This is a genomic window from Bacillus cereus group sp. MYBK195-1, assembly GCF_051916605.1.
In the GTDB taxonomy this organism is placed as follows: Bacteria; Bacillota; Bacilli; order Bacillales; family Bacillaceae_G; genus Bacillus_A; species Bacillus_A cereus.
In genome coordinates this window covers 767108-788991 of the sequence record NZ_JBQAGZ010000002.1, presented here as the reverse complement: position 1 = coordinate 788991, position 21884 = coordinate 767108, and the positions used below count along the sequence as shown (strand labels likewise).

Below are 21884 nucleotides of genomic sequence, written 5' to 3'. Positions count from 1 at the left end.
CCTTCCTATCATTTTCGGACAATATAGAGCATATCTGTTTCAGATAATCCAAATTCCCTAGCACTTTTCATTCCTTGTTTTTCCGCTATGTTATATAATTCTACCTTAAATCCTGCATTCATTAATCGTTGAATAAATCCCGATTGATTATAAATTCTCACATGATCTTCTTGACCAAAAGCTAATTTCCTCAATTGTGGTGTTACAATTAATTCATTCTCTACAATAAAATCTACATTCATTACGATTGGTACTTGAATAATTCCCCATCCATTTGGCTTTAACACTCTATATAACTCTCGCATTGCTTTGTCATCATCAGGAACGTGTTCTAACACATGACTACATAATATTACATCAAAAGTATTACTATCATATGTAATCCTTGTAACATCAATTTCCTTCATTAATGGATCCTTTGGTTCTAAGTCACCACATACATACGTAATATTTTTATACTCGTTAAACCAATCTCTTAACTTCGCTTCAGGTGCAATATGAAGCATAGTATAGTTTCTATTTAACAAGTCCGTTTCCGTTTCAATGTACGCACGATACAATCTTTCACGATCCATCGAATTACAAACTGGACATATCCCTGTATCTTTATTCCACATCTCAAATTTATATTTCGGAAAATCATAATGTGATGGCCAAGGTGAAAATTTTTCAAATTGTTGATTGCAATATTGACAATAACAAGATTCTTTCTCGAACATATGAGCAACTAACTTGTTTAACCCTTTTTTTATCTTTTCATTATAAATTTGATCTAGTTCGCCATTTCTTACTGCATCCTTAACTATAAATCCCGCATTTTCTAAACAATAAGATAAACTCTCTTTATACTCACTTTCGGAGCTTAAAAATCCACTATTATATGCATCTATAATTAATTCAATCCACTCTTCAATTGTCATTAAAATAAAATGCATTTGTTTTTGATTTTGTCCACTATGTTGTCTAAAATAACTAAGAGGTTCTTGTATATAAACTACTTTTCCTTTCCTCATCATATCTAGCCAAGTTGCAATGTCATTAATAGCAGAATAAGCCTTTCCTTTAAAATATCCAAACTTCCCGTCAAACAAATTCCGATTAAACAAAACAGTTGTCGGCTCACCAACTACATTTTTCAAGTTTTTTAACATATAATTCCCTAATTCTTTTCCTTCAAAAAGTGTAGTTTCTTTCGCGATTTTCATATTTAATGTTGAAGGTGGTAATATCTCTCCATTCTCATCAATCAGTTCACGATATGACGTCACAAATGAAATATTTTCTAACGTCAAAAAGTATTTCATCATTCTCTCGATCTTTTCATGATGAAATAAATCATCATCTAATAAAAAGTTTATATAGTCCCCATTCGCAAGTTCTACACACTTATTAAAGTTTTCGGCAACTAACGGCGTTTCATTTTTAACATATGTAATACACTCATATTCACGTAAGTACGGTTGAATCATAGCATTGACTTCATTATTTGTACTGTCGTCAGAAATAATAATTTCAATATTTTCATATGTTTGATTCAAAGCGCTGTTGAGTGCTAATTCCAAGTAATAAGGTCTATTGTACGCAGGAATAAGTATACTTACTTTCGGTAAAGAAGAATTATTATTTATATGTTGTTTTTTCTTTTCTATGTTTATTTTCTTCGCTCTAATTTTTTGGTAATAGTCTAATGTATATAATATCGATGATGGAACTATCCTTCTTGCATAATCTAGAAAATTAGTTATCGCTTTGTTTAACTCTTTTTCACTGGATAAGAAACCATATTGTTCTCCTGCTATAATACTGTGTGAAAAATCTTCTAACCCATCCATCATTTTATTAGATTCATTTAACTGTTGATCTGGATGTAATCGAAAGTAACTAAGTGTCTCTGCTATATATACAGCTTTTCCTTTACTTAATAAAGATAACCATGAAGCTATATCTACGTTACATAAATACCGCCTCTTATCAAAAATCCCAAACGGTTCTTGTAAATCATTTTTACGAAATAAAACTGTTGTCGGTTCTCCAATATAATTTTTTTGATCCACAATTACCTTATTTCCTAATTCTGTTCCCGCTATAATGGTATCCTCTTCAAATAAACGGACAGTCGAATAAATATGTCGTAGCTCTTTCCCTTTATCATCAATGACTTGACGATGAGATGTTACAAGCTTAATTTCATTATCTAAATCATCGAAAAAATACTTCATCATTTTTTCAATTTTATTCACATGAAATACATCATCATCCATTAAAAAATTTATATATTCACCGTTCGCTTCATTAAATAACATTAGCGCATTTTCAAATTGTCCGAGAGTTGATCTATTTTTTATATAAATAATATTTGAATGATCACATAAGTATTTTTGTAACACTTTTTCTGTTTCATCATTCGTGCTGTCATCTCCAACTATAATTTCTATATTAGGGTACGTTTGTTCTAACACACTACATAGCGCCTTTTCAAAGTAACGAGGACGATTATACGTAGGAATTAATACACTTACCAACGGAAGTTGCTCTACCACCTCTTCAGTTCTTTCAATACGAGTTCTCATTTTAACTCTCTCACCTCTTCGCATATTATTTATATACGCGACACAAAAATCACATTACTTTAACTGTATGGAGCCTATATACTTTTATGCAAACATGAAACAAATTATCATACTTTTCGTTCCTGAATAAACATATTTAATAATGCGGACATTTTATTTGCACCTTTTTTATTCATATGATCACTATCATAAAAATCATCGTCACAAAATAATGGCGAATCAAATAGATCTATGATTTGAAAAGAATATTGAGTTTGGAAATCATTTATAACTTTATAAAAATCTTCTTTTAATTTTTTACTACTACAATTGAAATAATGTGAAGTAACAGGGAACACAACAATTAGTGGCTTTATATCATTTTTTAACAGTAAATCTAAATATTTTTTAAAAATCATTTTATTTTCAACTAAAGTATGAGGGTACGACAATTTAGCATGTGAAGCTGCTCTTATTTTCCCGTGTTCTTCAAAAGGAATGTGAAGAGGAGTGGTATTCCACTCAGCATTTATCCAAGGCAGTATCAATGATTCATCTTTTAGTTCATCTAATAAAATATATTCAAAATGCAAATTAAAAATAGAAAGAAGTGGTTTCGGAGTATTTAGATGTGAGAATCCATCAGTGGGTAGAGGAGAGTGAACTACAGTATGATGACCATCTTGAAACAATGGATAATATACTTTGTGAATTCTATATGATTCGGAGGATAACGACATATCAAAGTAAAACGAGAAATAGGCTATTCCTATTAAACAATATTGAAATGAATGATTGTTTGATAAAAGTTGTGACGCTATTAAATAATCATAGTATAGATCTTGCGATGGAAGTGTTAATTTTATTGACTTTTTTGAGAGAAGCTCCGTACTTATGCCACAATGCGGATAAGACAAACCGGTAGCAAACAATTCATACGTCGGATCACTCTTTGCTTTTTTCATAGAAATGTATAAAGACATAAGATCCGGATTTATTTGATAGATAGAAATTAATTTATCCTTCCATTCATACATGTATTTTGTTAAATTAATAATTTTTGAACTTTGCACGCCCCTATTTATCAAGTCATTTGTAAGTTTTTCTGCGTCCCCTCTCCAAATGACTATATATTGAAAAGAACTTTCTATACGAACAACATCTGAAACGTCCACAACATGAACTATTGTTTTACATTTATTTTTGTCTAACGTATTTCGAATCCTATCCCCTGATAATTCATCACTTAAAACAATGATTTTATATTGCTCCTTCATGTACATCCCCTCCATTATATGTATAATATGAAATTCATTTTTAATTCGCAACAATCATATACACCTGCAATCTAACAAAAAAATAGCTCCACCATTAGGCGTAGCTATTTTTACAATTATTGCTTATTCAAATTATATTCCTTTATCTAACTCATAAAGTTTACGATACTTTTCATTTTCTTTCAGGAGTTGTTTATGACTACCTTGCATGACAATTTGGCCACGATCAAGGAATATAACTTCGTCTACATGTTCTATTCCTACAAGATGGTGCGTAATCCAAATAACCGTCTTTTCTTCCGTTGCAGAAAACATTGTTTCAATTAAAGACAATTCTGTTTTTGGATCTAAACCGATAGTCGGTTCATCAAGTACAATAATTGGTGTTTCTTGCATAAGAGTTCTAGCAAAAGCAACCCTTTGTCTTTCCCCACCAGAAAACCGCTTTCCCATTTCATGCATTTTTGTTTGTAATCCGTCTGGAAGAGAAGTAACATGTGAAGCTAATTGTGCTTTCTCTAAAGCTTTCCATATCTCTTCATCCGTCGCCTCTGGTTTGCCAATTCGTACATTATTTCCAATTGTCGTATCAAACAAATGCGGCTTTTGATTTAATACAGAAATATATTTAGATAAAAGATTCGTATTAGCTCGTTCACCATTTAGTACAACTTGGCCATTTACTGGGCTTAACGCCCCTGTTAACAATTTTAGTAAAGTAGATTTCCCTGTCCCACTTCTCCCTAAAATAGCAATTTTCTTCCCTGCTTTTATTTGTAATGATACATCTTTTAATACAATCTCATTACTATCTGGATAACTATACGATACGTGATTCAGTTCAATATCTACATGTTTTGGTTCAATATAATCTTTCTCTCCATGCAAATCCGTTTCATCATGTAAAACACTATCACTTTCTACGCCATTAAGACGATGGGTAGATTCTACATACGACGGTATTCGATCGATGGCATCTGCAATAGGAATAAGCGCGTTCGTTACAGATAAAGTCATTAATACGAAAGCTGCGATAACTGTAGGAGCAATTTGTTCACTTGCCGCTTCATTCCCAGTCCATATGATCATCGAAATAACTACAATACCTACTACTAATTGAATGATACTGTCCCGAATATGATACCAGCGTTTCACTCTCTTTTCGATTTTTAACAACTGATCATTTTGTTTTACATACTCATTAATAAATTCATCTTTACGACCACTTGCTTGCCAATCAGATAATCCAAAAACAGCATCTGTCAGTTGTTGATACAAACGGTTTCTTCCTTGCTTTAAAGTAACATGATGTTTCTTCATCAAAAGTAATGATACAAACGGAAGAAGAAAAACGATAATAGCTAACATACAACCTACAATAAGTGCAAAAACAAAATCAAATGCACCGATAACAAGTACGAAGATACTATAAACAACTAGCGCTAATATGCTAGGAAATATTGTACGTAAATATAGGTTTTGCAAATGCTCTATATCTTCGGATAACACTCCTAACATATCACCCGTTTGAAATCGAGAACGGAAAAATAACGCCTGTGGTTCTACTATTCTATATAGCCTCGTTCTCATTTTTTCTAATATACGTAGTACGACATCATGTCCGACTAAGCGCTCTATATAATGAAATACAGCTTGCCCTATACTAAACGCTCTTGTTGCAACAATAGGAACATATACAGCCATTACATTTTCTGGTCTAAGGGCAGATTTTGAGATCAAATAACCTGAAATAAAAAGTAACATCGCTCCTGAACTAACTCCAAGAAGACCAAGGAAAATAGTTAAAGTCATTCTACCTTTATTTTGTTTTATATAAGGTTTAACCCAGTTACTCATTTCTCTCCCCTCTCTTCCCTATGAAAATGTAATGTCTCATTCTCTAAAAGTTCTTCATACGTCCCACTTTCTTTCATTTCCCCTTTATTTAAAATAAGAATATAGTCCATTTGTTTCATCCAATGTAGACGGTGGGTTGCTAAAAATACTAACTTTCCATTAAATAGACGTAACATCGCTTGCTTTATTTCAAATTCGGTTTCAATATCAAGATGTGCCGTAGGCTCATCTAATAAAATGATTGGTTTTTTACTTAAAAGCGCACGCGCCATAGCAACACGCTGTTCTTGTCCGCCACTTAGCATACGTCCACCTTCTCCAATTCTTTCGTGCATCCCATTTGGAAGTGATGTAACGAGTGAACGAAGGCCGACTTCATTAATAACTCTTTCAACTTCTTCATCTGTTGCATTTGTTTCATAAAAACGAATGTTATCCTTTAATGAAAGCGGAAAAATATAAGGTTGCTGGGGAATATAAGCGATATTTTTTTGCCAATCTTCACGAGTAGATCCATCAACTTCTACACCATTTACTAACATCTTTCCACTCGAAGGAGATAAAAAACCTGCTAATACGTCGATTAACGTCGATTTGCCTGCACCACTTTCACCAATAACACCAATAGCACCGTTACCTTCCCAAGTAAAATTAATTCCTTCTAATATAGCCTTTTCAGATTCAGTATTATTAACTTTGATGTCTTGTAATTTCAAGCTACTAGAGGCATTCCATACTATATCTTCATTTAAATCTTTCTTTTGTATTCCTTTTTGTTGTTGCAAAATCTCTTCTATTTGCTCCATCGCAATTTGTCCATCTAATGTCGCATGATAATTTGCTCCCACTTGTTTAATCGGCAGAAAATATTCCGGAGCTAAAATCAAAATTGTAAGGGCTGGTAATAGTATAATCGTTCCATCTATTAAACGTATCCCTAATCCAACTGCCACAAACGCAATTGATAAACTCGTAAAGAAATCTAATGCAAAAGAAGAAAGAAAAGCAACTCGCAAAGTACGCATCGTTGCTTTTCTATATCTTTTACTTACTTTTTCAATCTTTCCTTCGTGCTGTTCACTTTTCCCTAAATACTTTAATGTTTCTAAACCTTTTAACGTATCTACAAAATGGTTCGAAAGTACACGATATATCTCATACTGACTATCTGCCATTTTTTGCGCTGCTAATCCGAGAAGAATCATAAATATGATCACGATAGGAATCGTTACAACTAAAATGATTCCAGACTCAATATCTAGCGTAAAAACATATAGTACAATTAGACCTGGAACAATGCTACTTCTAATCATTTTAGGAATCGTTAATTCAATATATGTTTTAAATTTCTCAATCCCTTCAATTGATAAGGTAACCAGATGACCAGTCCCAACAGTTTGAACATACCTTGGACCTAATGTGAAATATGCCTCTATTAGTTGTTTTCTTAGTAACGACCCTGTTTTTTCAGCAAAACGTTCCACTAATATTTGTGATGTTCGAACTACTATGTGACGCGCTGCAAACGCGATACCAAAATAAACAATTTCACTTAATATTGTTTGTACTGTCTCTCCATGAAATAAAAACGTAATAGCTCGTGCTAAAAAGATTGTTTGCGCAATAATACTAAAAGCTTCTAAAATACTAATAATCGTTAACGCTACATATAAAATACGGCTACCGGGATAAGACGGAAGTCCTCTTTTTCTTTTCATTAGTACTCCAAATCGTTGTCTGACTTAACAGGTTGTCTAAATACATAATAACTCCATATTTGACTTCCGATAACGAAAGGCAAAATAGCAATCGCAAAGTAAGTCATAAGTTTTAATGCATAAGCCCCTGATGCTGCGTTGTAAATTGTCAAATCATTCATTGCTCCTAAAGAGCTAATCATAACACGTGGGAACATACCGATAAATACACTCGCACTTAGTAAAATGATTGTTAAACTCGTCATAAAGAAAGCCCAACCATCTCTTCTTCTTTTATTTAATAAAGTGGACACTAATAGTGCTACAAAAGCTCCGATTGGCACCATAATCCATTCTGTTCCATGAGCAGTGAAAATGTCGGTTTTCCATAACCCCACACCAGCAAAAACAAGAAGTGTAATTAATGAAAATGGTGCAATTTTTATTGCAGCAATTCGTGCACGTTCTCTCAATTTACCAGTTGTACGTATCGTAAGAAATTGTAATCCGTGAACAATACATAGTAGGAGAAACATTACTCCTCCAAGTAACGCAAATGGATGAAGTAATTGCAGGAATCCACCTACAACATTTTTACTCTCATCAATAGGTACACCTACCATAAAGTTTGCAATCGCAACTCCCCAAAGGATAGGAGGTAACATACTTCCAATAAACATCCCCCAATCCCATGCACTCTTCCATTTATGATTATCTATTTTCGCACGAAATTTAAAGGAAACACCTCTTAAAATTAAAGCAAGAAGCATAAATACAAACGGAATATAAAAACCACTAAATAAAGTTGCATACCAGTGCGGAAATGCCGCAAACATGGCTCCGCCAGCACAAACAAGCCATACTTCATTCGCGTGCCAGAACGGTCCTATTGTATTTAAGTAAACTCGTTTTTCAAAATCATTCTTTCCTAAAAACCTCGAAACCATTCCTACCCCAAAGTCGAAACCTTCCAGTACAAAGAATCCAACAAATAAGATTGCAATAACTAAAAACCATAACTCATTAAGAGATAACATACTCTTCCTCCTTATCAAATGGATCATGGCTTTGATAATCCTTTTTCGTTTTCTTATTCTTGTGGCCCTTAATGGTACGAACAAATAAGTACACACAAATTCCACCCATAATTAAATACATTGATGTGAATGAAATAAGTGAGAATAATACTTCACCGAATGTTACATTTGGTGATACAGCATCTTCTGTTTTCATTACACCAAATACAACCCAAGGTTGACGACCCATTTCAGTCATAATCCACCCTACTGTATTACCGATGAATGGAAGAGAAATTGCATACACCATTAATTTTAAATACCACGTTTTTTCCGCTAAACGATCTTTTCTTGATAAGAACCATCCGTAAGCTCCTAGAAGAAGCATGAATGTTCCACTCATTACCATCGCTCTAAAACTCCAAAACATTGTATGCACTGGAGGAATATAATCTCCAGGTCCATATTTTTCCTCATATTGTTTTTGAATTTGATTCATCCCTTCAACTTGACCGCTAAACTTATCATACGATAATAGACTTAGCATATAAGGGATTTGAATTTCAAACGAATTTTCTTTCTTCTCTGTATCAATTTTCGAAAATACTGTAAATGGTGCTGGATCCTCACTTGTATTCCATAGCGCTTCGGCTGCCGCCATCTTCATTGGATGTGTCTTAATTAATTGTTGCGCTTGTGCATGACCGAAGAATAATACAAGCGCCGTTGTAATTGTTCCAACAATGATAGAAATTCGGAAAGATTTTTTAAATACTACAGTTTCTTGTCCTTTTGTAATTTTCCATGCACTTACACCAGCAATAAAGAATGCACCTGTTGCAATTGCCGCTGTAATTGTATGCGGGAATTGTACCCATAGTTGTGGGTTTTGAATAATGGCTAAGAAATCATTCATTTGCGCACGACCATCAGCTGCCATTTCATACCCGACAGGTGACTGCATAAATGCACTTGCAGTTAAAATCCAGAATGCTGATAACATCGTTCCAATTGAAAGGAGCCAAATACACATTAAGTGAATTCGCTTCGGTAATTTATCCTCACCGAATACCCATAAACCTAGGAATGTAGACTCAATGAAAAATGCCAGTAATCCTTCAATCGCAAGTGATGGACCAAATACATCACCTACAAAACGTGAATACGTTGACCAGTTCATACCAAACTGGAATTCTTGTAAAATACCTGTTACTACACCTACTGCAAAGTTAATAAGGAATAATTGCGTCCAAAACTTTGCCATCTTCTTATATACTTCTTGCCCTTTTACCACATACAACGTTTGCATGATCGCAATAATAAAAGCTAAACCAATTGACAGCGGAACAAAAAAGTAATGGAAAATCGTTGTTGATGCGAACTGTATTCGTGCCAATTCGAGCGTTTCCATACTAAAATCACTTCCTTCATAGTTTTTATAATAAAAGTTAATTGAGCAATCTTATCAAACTCAATTATTAAGAAATACGAAAAGACAAAAACATTTTGTATGTATTGTCGAAAAATATGAAGTTTCAGTTTTTCAAACTATTGTAATGCTATTTTTTACCTTTTCACTATTTCTGTAGTGTTTTATTCGTTAATCGAATTGTATAATATACCTGCATAGTAAATTCAGGTTATTTTTGACGTATTATTGACATCATTTTGTCTGAAATATGTCTTTTGTCATTTTTTTGAATCAGATTTTTTTCATTAGCAAAATGTGTTTTTTCAATATACGGCTTACTTTTATATCTATAAAACAATCGTTTTTTCTTCATACACTTGACTTTCACCCGAAAAAATGTCCTCGAAACCACCCACGATAAATGCTTGTTTTTTGTCAAGAGAAAAATGTATTTTCAAAATTCAAACTCGAAATAATGTTATTCAAAAATAGAAAATAACTTCCCTCTTCCTCGACTAAAAGTTCATTTTTTTGTCATTTTTCCAGAACAAATAAAAAAAACTGAAAGTCGATTAGACTCTCAGTTTTTTTATTTATTTTGCTGTATGTTTTCTAACGGCTGGTAAAATTTCAGTAGCAATTAATTCAATATTTTTCTCAATTTTATTAAATGGTACACCGCCAAAATCAATTTGTGCCATAAAGCGTTGTTGGCCAAATAATTCATATTGGTAAAGCATTTTCTCAATGATTTGTTGTGGGCTACCAACCATTAAAGCATCACGGTAATCTATTGCATTTGTAAATTGCTGTTTCGGATACCCACCACCGCGCAGTGTAAGCATACCAGCATTAATGTGAGGGTAATATTCACTAAGTGCATCTTGTGAATTTTTTGCCGTATAAAATAAACTCGTTGTCGCAACTGGTAAACTAGCTAGATCAAATCCGCTTTGCTGAGCAGCCTCGCGGTAAGCATCTACTGACACTTTAAAGTTAATTGCTGGACCACCAAGTGTTGTTATCATCATTGGCACACCTGCACGTCCTGCTTTAATTGCACTAGCTGGTGGACCTCCAACTGCACGCCAAATTGGTAAGTTATTATTTTTCGCTCTCGGAATAACCGATGCATGTGCGAGCGGTGCTCTGAACTGTCCATTCCATGTTACATGTTCCTCGTTATTAATTTTTAATAAAAGATCCATCTTCTCTTCAAATAATTCTTCATAATCATTCACGTCATAACCAAGTAAACTATATCCTCCAATACGAGATCCACGACCAGCCACAATTTCTGCACGTCCATTAGAAATCAAGTCAATGGTAGCGAAATCCTCATATACTCGAACTGGGTCAGATGTACTTAATATCGTTGCGGAACTTGCAATTTTTATATTTTTCGTAGTTTGTGCAATAGCTCCTAAAATAACTGTATGAGCTTGTGTTGTAAAATGCGTTTGATGACTTTCGCCTACAGCAAACACATCAAGCCCTGCCTCATCTGCTAACTTAGCTGTTTCAATTAGTTCGTGAATTCTTTTTTCTGGCGTAATTTTCTCCCCATTATGTGGATTTAAAACATGATCACCAATTGAATATAATCCAAACTCAATTCCTTTTCTTATATCTATACGGTATTTTTCCATAGTTACTCTCCTCTTTAATAAAGTAGTATTAGTTTTTTTCTAAAAACGTTGGTAAGTCAAGTATATCTCCGTATTACCTATACCTTCACTTGATTAGTCAATTGATAGTGTAAAAAAAATTACTCTTGCGGTAATTCTTTTTTTTCACTATGCTTATGAACTTTCGTCATTAGCTCGTATAATATTTTCTGCTCTTCTTCATTTAATACATCATCAAAAAACGAAGATTGAAATGCAAGTTGCTCTGGCAATGCTTTCTCTAAGGCCGATTCCCCTTGCTCTGTAAGACTAATTGTTTTCGTTTTCCAATCTTGTTTTCGTACAATATATCCTTCTTTTTCAAGACGAGTTAACATTCGAGAAATGCCACCTTGTGTAACAGTTACCTTTTCAGCTAACTCCATTTGTGTTAGTGGTTGATACGTACGTATTTGCAAAAGCACATCAAATTGAGCTGTCGTTAAATCAAAACGTTTTAAAAACTCATTTGACATTTGATTACTTTGGTTCGTAAATCGTATTAAACGTAACCATATTAATGATCCTATCGTATTATCACGCATGTTTAATCACTTCCTATCGTGAATCTTACTATCACTTTACTACGCAAGTGATAAAAAAGCAAGAGAAAATGTAATAAATATAGCGATAGAGTATTGTATAAATAATGATAAGTAAGAATTCATATAAACATGAATTCTTACTTATCATTATTCTTAACTTTTCATTTCATTCATTACTATATTTAAAGCTGCCATAGCTTTTGGCCAACCAACGTAAAAAGCCATATGTGTTATTAATGCAACCAATTCATTCTCCATAACCCCATTTTGTTTAGCTAGCTTCAGATGAAATTGTAATTGTTCTGTATTACCGAGACTGATTAGTGCTGACACAGTACACAAGCTTCTTTCTCTTAATGTTAAAGTGGCATCCCGCCACACTTCCTCAAATAATATCTTTTCACTATAATGAGCAAATGCAGGTGACATTTCTCTCATTTTCTTTTTAATATGTACTTCAATAAGTTCGTTTTTCATTTTTTTCTCCCTTTATTTTCACCATTTGTGCTATTCCTTGACCAAATGACCAGTTTTCAGCAGCTGTCTCATTTAGTGTAATAAAAATATCCGAAGTTTTAAAATCGGAATATTCCGTAATTTTCAAGGATACGGATTGATACAAATCTTTTTTCTGTTGCACCGTTCTTCCCGGTCCACATGTAATAGAAACATAAATCATATTCTCTGTTCTCTTTTCTCCTCTTTCCAACAAATAATATGGATTATATAAAAATTTGTTTTGTTGGTAAGGTAGGAACATTTGAAAATAATCATTTTCAGGGATGTTAAAATGTTCAATTAATGAAAGATGGATACATTCACCCATTTTTTCCAACTCTTCTTCATTTAATATGTTTTCAGAATAATAAATCTTCACAAAAGGCATAGACTTTCATTCCTTTTCTTATTTTTAATATACAACAAAATTTCATCGTGAAATGTGTAAAATCTCATATACTGTAACACCTTTATTCACTACAATATCAGGTTTCTCTTCATAAAACTCAAACCTACTATATCTCCATTTATCCGGATTATAAACGATTACATCCCCTAAACACTTTTCATTGTTTTGTACATTTTCATTCATCGTGTTTAATTGAGTCCCAACCAGCGTTTTACTTTGAGAAATACTTCCCGCATATTCAACAACATATCTACTTTTCTTAAATCCATCACTTAGATTAACAACTAATGGAACACCTATATTTATTTGTTGCCATCCAAAAGATTGTAAAATATTATCATAATATCCTTCAAAGATAAATTTGTTCATTCCTTCATGGCCATTCCAAATATATAAAGGTGCATAACAGTTATAGAAATTCCCGTCCTTACCTACCTCAGTAATTAAATAAGCTTTAAAATTCAGGTCTTGAAAACCATCAGTTTTATGCCCATTATCCTTTACCCTATTCCTAATAATTTTTATATTATAATCCTTTGGCAAAATGACCTTATATTGCATTCCAATCATGTTTATCACTCACTTTCTATCCTATATACATAATGATAAACCGATGATTGACTAACGTAAAATAGGTATAAATTATGTTTGGTATCATTTATAATGATAGTGCATAAGGGGCTGAGATATATGGAAATAAATGATCTTATCATATTCAAAACTGTTGCCAGTGAGGCTTCTATTAGTAAAGCTGCTAAAGAGTTAGGATATGTTCAACCGAACGTAACTGAGCGAATCAAAAAATTAGAACAAGAATTAGAAACGCCTTTACTACATAGAGATAACAAAGGCGTTTCCTTGTTACCTGCTGGTGACATTTTATTAGATTACACGAATAAAATATTAACTCTATTAGAAGAAGTAAAAGATGAAATTAAAACGAGTGGTTCTTCTTATATAATAGCGACGTCACAATCTATTTTGACAAATTATTTAAGTAAGCGTATTGAAGAAAACTTCAGAAATTATCAAATATATGTAGAAAGTAGTAGTCATTTGCAAAAATTACTTCAGCAACAAAAAGTTGATATGGTCATAACTTATGAGGATTATCCTGACGCATCGTTTAAAAAAGTGTTCACGACCTCAATTTCTGTAGGCTTATTAAAAGCGAAAGAAAAATGTACCATTGATTATTCAAAAGAAATTTTCTTCGTTAGCAATGACAAAAAGTGCCCTTTTAGAAATAAGACGATACAATTTCTAAAAGAAAACAATCTATCTCAGCAACAACTTCAACAGTTGGATTCTTATTCGCTTATGGAAGAGTTTATTGATGATGGAAAAGGAATAGCTTTTTTACCGATTAAAAATGATAAATTGGTACCAATTGAAGATGTTCCAGTTGAGAAATTAGCTGTTCATTTTTTTACAAATCAAAACTCTTTCAAACAAATCCCTGATGAACTATTTGGTTAATAAAAAATCCCTCCTTTATGAATCTAAAAGAGGGATTTTCATATTCTATACAATTGATTTTTCACACATTTTGCTCCACTTCTGCACTTTTCTCCTTCTTATTCCGTTTCATATTCTTCAGTCCCTTAACCGTGCCAACTAATCCTTTCGGGAAAACTAGCAATACGATAATGTACAATAAACCAAGAATAATCGTCCATCGTTCAAAGATCGGATACTCTGTAGCTAGTTCTGATAAATAATATTTTAGGGATTCAATAATCCCAGACCCAGCAATAGCTCCAATTAATGTTCCGACTCCTCCAATCATTGTCATCAAGAGTGCATTTAGTGTCATTTCAATTGAAAATACAGTCGTATTGACAAAGCGTAATGTAATAACAAATAAACCACCGCTAATCGCAGCTACTACTCCTGCAACAATGCTAGCAATAATTTTATAATGAAGCACTTTATATCCTAGTGCTTCAACACGTTGCTCATTTTGTGAAATTGCCTTTAATACTTTTCCAATAGAAGATTTGGTGAAAAGACGTAACAGAACAAAAATGATAAGTAAACATATAAGTGTTACATAATAAAACGTAAAACGATCACGGAATACGTCTGGTACACCAAATGTAAAACCATCTCCTCCGTGAGTGAGCCCACGCCATTTTTCAGCAAGGACGAAAAACAGCTGTGAAATAGCAAGTGTTAGCATCGCATAAAAATGACTTTTCAGCCGTAAAGAAAGTAAACCAATTATATAACTAACTATTGCTGAAATGATAATTGCAGCTACTATTCCAATTAAAAAGTTCGTTATTGATACGCCGTGTCGATCAAATAAAAGCGCTACCCCATATGCTCCTATCCCAAAGAACATACAATGACCGAACGATACAATTCCTGTATACCCAAGCAATACATCAAAACTCATTGCAAAAATAGCAAAGATGAAGATTTGAGTGAACAAAATTAACAGGCTCCGTGAATCATTTACGAACGGAAATACACTTAAACAAATGAGCATACATACTCCGAAGTATACTTTAATTCGGTCCGATGTGTTGTTCACCATTTCACCCCTTTTCACCAACAAGTCCAGTTGGCTTCACTATTAAGAAAAATAGTAACATTAACATATTAATTGCAAGTGATAAATCTGGTATAAAATACGCTGTAAAAGCACCAGCTAATCCGACAATTAAAGAAGCAATAGCTGAACCTTGAACGCTTCCTAATCCACCGATAATTACTACTATAAAAGCTAAAATTGCATACTGCATGCCCATCTCGGCGAAAATAACGCCCGAATACGGAGCTAATAAGAATCCTCCCAAAGCTGCCATCCCTGCTCCTAATAAAAAGACGAAAGAAAATATCGCTTTTACATTAATACCAAGCGCTTGAACCATTTCTTTATCCATTACACCTGCACGGATCATAAGACCTATCTTCGTCTTTTTGAGTAATAGTAGTAGTGCAATGTAAATAATTATCCCAATCAAAATAACAAATAGACGATATTTAATTAATATAATACCTCCGAATGTAAAACTTCCTTGTAACCATAACGGTAATTTTGCACTAATAGGGTTTGGCCCCCAAAATATTTTAATACACTCACTAAGAACGAGCATTCCTCCAAGCGTAACGAGCAGCTGTCGAACATGATTTCCATATACCGGTCTAATAAGAAACCTTTCTAAAATAAATCCTAGGAACATTCCCATGGCTACTGCTCCAACTAAAGCTAATATATAACTTCCTGTCATATTAAATAACCAAACACCTGTAAATGCTCCCCATGCAAATAAACCACCGTGTGCAAAGTTTAAAACGCTCATTAGACCGAAAATAAGTGAAAGACCTGATGCTAACAAAAAAATGAGCATCCCTGTTGAAATCCCATTTACAAATAAATTGATTAACACATCCACCCTTTTCACCTCGGATTCATGTTAAGAGATTCCTAAATATTTATGACACATTTCCTTATCCTTTTTTAATTCATTCATAAAACCGTTATGAACAATTCGTCCGTTATCCATAATGTAAAAATAATCACCAATTTGACTAGCCATCATAAAATTTTGCTCAACAAGTAAAACTGTTGTTTTCTCTTTCATCTTCAAAATAGCTACCATTAATTTCTCCACCATTATCGGGGATAGCCCTTTGCTCGGCTCATCAATAAGTAATAATCCATCACTATTAATAAACGCTCTTGAAATAGCCAACATTTGCTTTTGCCCTCCGCTCAAGAGCCCACTTTTCTTATTCCAAAACTGCTTTAAATCCGGAAATAGTTCCAGCATCCACTCTATTTTCCCTTCTACTTCTTCACCTTTCCCCCTAGCAAGAGCGAATGTTTCTTCTACTGTCAAATCATGAAAAATACCTTGATTTTCTGGTACATACCCTATTCCTTTCCTTGAAATTAAATGTGTAGGTAATCCACTTACTTTTGCACTATCATAATAAATTTCACCATCTGCAATGCGGTGAAATCCCATAACTGAACGTAATGTCGTTGTTTTCCCTGCCCCGTTTCTACCAAACAGTACAGTAATCGTCCCTTTCTCAACAGCAAGAGATACTCCTTGCAAAATATGAAACTGATCTAAATACGTTTCTATATTATTCACTTGTAATAGTGCCACTATATAATCCCCCTAAATAAGCACTTTGTACACGCTCATCTTTCATAATTTCTTCTGGCAATCCTTCAGCCAATAACTCTCCATGAAATAAAACGATAAGATGATCTGACAAACCTAGTATCATATCCATTTTGTGTTCGATAAGTACAATTGTGCTCTCTGGATGTTTCTTAATATTTTCAATCACTTGTAATATAGCAGGGACTTCCTCAACCGAAATACCTGCCGTCGGCTCATCAAGTAATAACACATCCGTTTTTAAAGCCAATAACATCGCAAGTTCTAGCTTTCTTTTCTCTCCATGTGCCAAATCTTTCGCTAATATGTTCTCTTTCTCGTGAAGTAATACTGTTTTTAAGAAACGTCTCGCCTCTCCAACTTGTTGCTTTAATTTTGCTGAACTCGGGAAAAAACTATAGTAATCTTGTACGAATGATTGAACACTTAAACGGACATTTTCAAGTACCGTTAATTCTGGGAATATGTTTGTAAGCTGAAAAGAGCGACCGATTCCTAAGCGTGTTCGATCTGAAATCGATAGTTTTGTAATATCTTGCCCTTTAAAATACACTTCACCTGTTGTAGGTGAAATCTGTCCACTTAGTAAATTAAATAATGTTGTCTTCCCCGCACCATTTGGCCCGATAATAGAAATGAGCTTTCCTTTTTGGACAGTTAAATTTACATCTTTAATAACTTGATGTTCACCAAAAGATACACTAAGATTTTTCGTCTCTAGCAAATGTGTCACGAAATCCCTCCCTTTAAAGCCGTGAGTATGAAGGAAATATGTATAAAGAGGGTCCCCCCTCTTTATACAAAAACAACAGAAAATTCAGTCTATTTATTTTGAACTGGTGGTTCTGTTTCTTTCATCGTTAATTCTCGCTCTAACACTGGCACCGGATAATCAACACCATCTTGCTTTTTCAATGTGATAGAATACAGCGTCTGCATCGCTTGGTGGTCCTTCTCTCTAAACTTCATCTTTCCTTTCGGTGTATCAAATTCCATTCCTTCCATTTTCTTAATCAAGGTATCTACATCTGTATCACCTTTTGTTTTCTTTAAGGCTTCTACAATAGAAATTGCTGCTGACATTCCTCCCGCTGTAAACAAATCTGGCACTACACCATTAAAACGTTTTTTATGCTCTTCAACTAGCCAATCATTCACTTTATTTTTTGGAAGTGTGTGATAATATACAGAAAAACCTTGCATACCTACTAATGCATCCATTGTTTTTAATGCTGGTATATCTGGCGCACCTGTAGAAATTTTAATACCTTGCGCTTCCACATTCATATCTTTCAACTGTTTCCAAGGTGAATTTGCCCCTGCCCAAACGATAAATAAATAATCTGGTTTTGAACTAATGATATTTTGAATATTCGCTGTAAAATCTGTTGAATTTCTATCCGCGTATTGCTCATTCACAATGCTCGCACCTAATTTTTTCGCACCCGCTTTAAATGCAGCAATCCCTTCACGACCAAAAGCGTTATCTGGGGCAAATGTCGCAATCTTTACACCTTTTTTCGCAATTGCCGCTGCTCCTGCAATCGCATCTTGTGAGGAACTTCTTCCAGTTCTAAAAATATATTTATTCCAGTTCTTCCCGGTAATACTATCCGCAACTGCCGGTTCTACAACCATAATCTTTTCATATTCCCCGGCCAGTGGTAAAACCGCTAACGTATCACTTGAACTAGACGATCCAACTAAAAAATCAACTTTCTCTTCTTCTAATAACTTCGTAGCTTTTTTAACTGCTACATCAGCTTTCGTTTCTGTATCTTCTACAACAAACTTAATCTTTTTCCCATCTACTTTCCCAGTTCCACCAGTTGCATAGTCTAACCCTAATTCAAATCCGTTCACTGTTTGTTTTCCATACGATTCTAGCGGTCCTGTTAAAGAAGCAAGAACTCCTACCTTAATCGTTTTTTCATCCTCTGTACTTGTTTTCTTTCCTGAACAAGCTGCCGTTATTAATAACGAACCTAAAACACAACCAGTAAACATTGTCTTTAGCCACTTACGTTTTTTCATCGACATTGTGATCCTCCCCATACTTTACTTTCTGATAGAATCAAACACACCAAAATCCCCTGTCCGTAATCATGACTAACTAATTCGATAGATAATGGAAAACTCTTGTAGTACCCTCTACATTCGGCACAAATATATAATCACCTTCCTATGTAATGGAAACGGACATACAATCAATATATATTCTGCAATCCAATTGAAAATACTGTTTCATTTCAGTAATGACCATACAAAAAGACTAACTTATTTTTAAGTTAGTCTTTTCCCCTTAATTAGAGTTAAGTTCTACTTTCTCTAACCCTTCAGCCAATTGTTTCTTATCTAGTCCTTCTCCTATTACTACTAAGTTTGTCGGGAAACCGAAGTCTTGTTCTAATAAAGTTGGTACTCCGAACGAATATTGGAATAGGTGAGGGTATTTATCTCCACGGAATTTCACAAAACCTTTCACTCGATAAATACTATCTGGTAAATTCGAAAGCCATTCATATAATTTGTCTTGATCAATCGGTTTCGTAAATTGATATGTCATCGTTTGTATATGTAAATGCTGTTTGACATGTAGTGTCTCATGTTCCTCATCATTTGGAAATTCTGCTTCTTCTATATCTTTTAAAGATATATTACAATACTTTGTCTCATACATTTTCGCATGATCATTTATTGCCTTTACTTCTTCAAATACTGTGTTCTTATCTTCATCTGTTAGTAAATCTGCTTTATTAACAAGAATGTGACTACCAAATTTCAGTTGCTCATGCAATAGCTGTTGTACATTTGCACTTAATATACTTCGGTTTAACCACCTTACTGCATCTAAAACGACTACAATTGATTTCACTTCCAGAAAAGGAGCTAAAATTGGCGAGACACACGCGTCTAACACTTCAATTGGATGCGCAACACCTGTCGTTTCTATATAAATTACATCTGGTCTTTCTTGTTGGTATAACGAATGTAATTGTATTTCAAGCTCTTCTTTTAACGTACAACAAATACATCCTTTAAGAAGTTCTCTTAAAACATTCTCTTTTCCAATAATATCTGTATCTACTGAGTATTCACCAATTTCATTCATTAATACTGCAACTTTTCTATTCTTCTTTTTCTCTGCTAACAATAAATTTTGTAATAATGTTGATTTTCCACTACCTAAAAAACCACCTAATATATGAATCTCCACTTTATTCATTCAACCGACCATCCATTTCTTTACTTCAAATGTATTCAAAGCGTAATAATTACGATTTATACTTATTATTTTATTAAAAGAATGACCATTTGTAAATATAAGAGATTCACTGTTCATTTACTTCATATGCAACTCTAACTCCAGACTCAATTGCCCCTTGCATCCACCCATGTGTTAATGTCGTATGCTCTCCTGCAAAGTGTACTTTTCCAGATGGTGGTGTAATATACGGAAATAACTCGAGCTCTTGGCCTGGTTCGAAAGCTGTAAATGCACCGCAAGAATACGGATTTTTACTCCAGCTAAAAGATGTTCCAGTGACAAACTCACTATAGACGATGTCACCGTATATTTCCGCTAAATTTTTTAATGCGTAACGAATACGATCTCTTTGCGGGAGACTATCCCATGTTAACGCCTCATCTGCCCACGTATAACTTGCTATAACGATAGCTGGTCCTGGAGTATGAATGCCATAACTCGGATAGTATGTAAAACGTATCGGTAAATCAGTAATAGATTTACCTCCACACTGTCCCGCTTTCTCCCAAAATCTACTTTTAAACTCTATTGCAATTTTAGTTGCAGCAATATAATTTAATTCACGAATTGCTCTTTTTTTAAAATAAGAGAATAAATAGTATGGCTGAACTTCTACAAACCTTAACGCTGAAAATGGAATTGTAATAATAGCAAAATCACTTGTTATTGTAAATTGCTCTAACGTTTGTTCATGATTTCCTTGTAACATTACTTTATTATCTTCTTGTATAATTTTATCAACCTTATACTGCATTAAAATATGTTCCCTTAATTGTGGTAAGAATGCATTCGATAATTTATCCATTCCACCAGTTATTTCATAATATTTCGTTGTTGAAGTAAAGAAAATCATTTCACGTAATACTTCAATTAAGGACATTCCCATATAAGCTTCCATATCAAGAAGTACCCCAATCATATCTATTGCACCATCTGAATAATACTCCATTAAAAATGAACCAAGCGAATACGTTTTATACTTTTTTTCAACGATAAGCCAGTTTTTATCAGGATCCTTCTTAATATAATTTAGTATTGGTTCTAATACCTCAATCATTAGCTCTTCTGCCGTTTTTCCTCTTTCTTTATCCAAAACCGGATATTCAAGTACACTTGGATCATTTTCAAACACATTCAATCTCGTTTGAATGTTATTCGTATAAATGATATCTGCAAAAGTTTTATTTATAAAAAGGTTTAAAGGTAGTTTAAATTTATGAATATACGCTAAGGTTAACTTATGGGTGTCAGGGATTCTCATCGGTCCCGCATTAAAATATAAACCCACACTAAATGGTTCCCGAATCGTATACACTCTGCCACCTATTCTGTTATTTGCTTCTATAATCGTTACTTCGTGCCCAGCCTCTTTTAATAAAGAACCTGCAACTAATCCAGAAATCCCTGCACCTGCAATGGTAATCCGTTTTGGGTTATTCTTTTTAACAAGCCCTGCATGAATAATATGAAACATTTCTTCCATTGTTAATGGGTTCCCCATACCATTTCCCCTTTTACAAAGGATTTTACTGAATTATATTCGGT

19 protein-coding genes are annotated in these 21884 nt (G+C 33.8%); 1 reads left to right on the top strand and 18 read right to left on the bottom strand.

Going from position 1 to position 21884, the window contains the following annotated elements:
* Positions 1 to 8 precede the first annotated feature (8 nt).
* The 11 genes from ACTFRY_RS13710 to ACTFRY_RS13660 form a co-directional block, all read right to left on the bottom strand.
* Positions 9 to 2570, bottom strand: coding sequence for a glycosyltransferase (locus ACTFRY_RS13710; protein WP_044795748.1), 2562 nt, complete (start codon positions 2568 to 2570; stop codon positions 9 to 11).
* A gap of 107 nt (positions 2571 to 2677) precedes the next feature.
* Entirely contained in the window at positions 2678 to 3826 is a 1149-nt protein-coding gene (locus ACTFRY_RS13705; protein WP_000664248.1) for a hypothetical protein, read from the bottom strand.
* A gap of 132 nt (positions 3827 to 3958) precedes the next feature.
* Positions 3959 to 5683 carry a thiol reductant ABC exporter subunit CydC gene (cydC, locus tag ACTFRY_RS13700; protein ID WP_000073648.1) on the bottom strand — a complete coding sequence of 575 codons (1725 nt, stop codon included), beginning with the start codon at positions 5681 to 5683 and terminating at the stop codon, positions 3959 to 3961.
* Positions 5680 to 7401 carry a thiol reductant ABC exporter subunit CydD gene (cydD, locus tag ACTFRY_RS13695; RefSeq protein ID WP_086392219.1) on the bottom strand — a complete coding sequence of 574 codons (1722 nt, stop codon included), beginning with the start codon at positions 7399 to 7401 and terminating at the stop codon, positions 5680 to 5682. The genes cydC and cydD overlap by 4 nt, the downstream gene beginning before the upstream one ends.
* On the bottom strand, positions 7401 to 8417 hold the full coding sequence (cydB, locus tag ACTFRY_RS13690; protein ID WP_000950083.1) for a cytochrome d ubiquinol oxidase subunit II: 1017 nt from the start codon (positions 8415 to 8417) through the stop codon (positions 7401 to 7403). Before cydB ends, cydD begins: the two co-directional genes overlap by 1 nt.
* Positions 8404 to 9807 carry a cytochrome ubiquinol oxidase subunit I gene (gene cydA, locus ACTFRY_RS13685; protein WP_000448869.1) on the bottom strand — a complete coding sequence of 468 codons (1404 nt, stop codon included), beginning with the start codon at positions 9805 to 9807 and terminating at the stop codon, positions 8404 to 8406. The genes cydB and cydA overlap by 14 nt, the downstream gene beginning before the upstream one ends.
* A 593-nt stretch (positions 9808 to 10400) precedes the next feature.
* Positions 10401 to 11456, bottom strand: coding sequence for an LLM class flavin-dependent oxidoreductase (locus tag ACTFRY_RS13680; RefSeq protein ID WP_044795746.1), 1056 nt, complete (start codon positions 11454 to 11456; stop codon positions 10401 to 10403).
* 119 nt (positions 11457 to 11575) lie between these two features.
* Positions 11576 to 12019 carry a MarR family winged helix-turn-helix transcriptional regulator gene (locus ACTFRY_RS13675; RefSeq protein ID WP_001205528.1) on the bottom strand — a complete coding sequence of 148 codons (444 nt, stop codon included), beginning with the start codon at positions 12017 to 12019 and terminating at the stop codon, positions 11576 to 11578.
* Between the two features lie 153 nt (positions 12020 to 12172).
* Positions 12173 to 12496, bottom strand: a complete 324-nt coding sequence (locus ACTFRY_RS13670; protein ID WP_000787201.1) for a carboxymuconolactone decarboxylase family protein — start codon at positions 12494 to 12496, stop codon at positions 12173 to 12175.
* On the bottom strand, positions 12477 to 12905 hold the full coding sequence (locus ACTFRY_RS13665) for a tautomerase family protein (RefSeq protein WP_044795745.1): 429 nt from the start codon (positions 12903 to 12905) through the stop codon (positions 12477 to 12479). The genes ACTFRY_RS13670 and ACTFRY_RS13665 overlap by 20 nt, the downstream gene beginning before the upstream one ends.
* 42 nt (positions 12906 to 12947) lie before the next feature.
* Complete coding sequence (locus tag ACTFRY_RS13660; RefSeq protein ID WP_044795744.1) at positions 12948 to 13496, bottom strand: DUF4865 family protein; 549 nt, start codon at positions 13494 to 13496, stop codon at positions 12948 to 12950.
* Between the two features lie 120 nt (positions 13497 to 13616).
* Between ACTFRY_RS13660 and ACTFRY_RS13655 the strand changes: the two genes are divergently transcribed.
* Complete coding sequence (locus tag ACTFRY_RS13655) at positions 13617 to 14405, top strand: LysR family transcriptional regulator (RefSeq protein ID WP_086392220.1); 789 nt, start codon at positions 13617 to 13619, stop codon at positions 14403 to 14405.
* 61 nt (positions 14406 to 14466) lie between these two features.
* On the opposite strand, the gene ACTFRY_RS13650 is transcribed toward ACTFRY_RS13655, so the two are convergent.
* The 7 genes from ACTFRY_RS13650 to ACTFRY_RS13620 form a co-directional block, all read right to left on the bottom strand.
* Entirely contained in the window at positions 14467 to 15420 is a 954-nt protein-coding gene (locus ACTFRY_RS13650) for a branched-chain amino acid ABC transporter permease (protein ID WP_136986674.1), read from the bottom strand.
* A gap of 49 nt (positions 15421 to 15469) precedes the next feature.
* Entirely contained in the window at positions 15470 to 16330 is an 861-nt protein-coding gene (locus ACTFRY_RS13645) for a branched-chain amino acid ABC transporter permease (RefSeq protein WP_000382787.1), read from the bottom strand.
* Between the two features lie 21 nt (positions 16331 to 16351).
* Positions 16352 to 17053, bottom strand: a complete 702-nt coding sequence (locus tag ACTFRY_RS13640) for an ABC transporter ATP-binding protein (RefSeq protein ID WP_001196696.1) — start codon at positions 17051 to 17053, stop codon at positions 16352 to 16354.
* Positions 17031 to 17804, bottom strand: coding sequence for an ABC transporter ATP-binding protein (locus ACTFRY_RS13635; protein ID WP_000149337.1), 774 nt, complete (start codon positions 17802 to 17804; stop codon positions 17031 to 17033). The genes ACTFRY_RS13640 and ACTFRY_RS13635 overlap by 23 nt, the downstream gene beginning before the upstream one ends.
* An 89-nt stretch (positions 17805 to 17893) precedes the next feature.
* Complete coding sequence (locus ACTFRY_RS13630) at positions 17894 to 19111, bottom strand: substrate-binding domain-containing protein (protein ID WP_098616399.1); 1218 nt, start codon at positions 19109 to 19111, stop codon at positions 17894 to 17896.
* 262 nt (positions 19112 to 19373) lie between these two features.
* On the bottom strand, positions 19374 to 20297 hold the full coding sequence (locus ACTFRY_RS13625; protein WP_001044941.1) for a CobW family GTP-binding protein: 924 nt from the start codon (positions 20295 to 20297) through the stop codon (positions 19374 to 19376).
* A 106-nt stretch (positions 20298 to 20403) separates the two neighbouring features.
* A complete protein-coding gene (locus tag ACTFRY_RS13620; RefSeq protein ID WP_086392224.1) occupies positions 20404 to 21840 on the bottom strand; it encodes a flavin monoamine oxidase family protein in 1437 nt (478 codons plus the stop codon).
* Positions 21841 to 21884 lie beyond the last annotated feature (44 nt).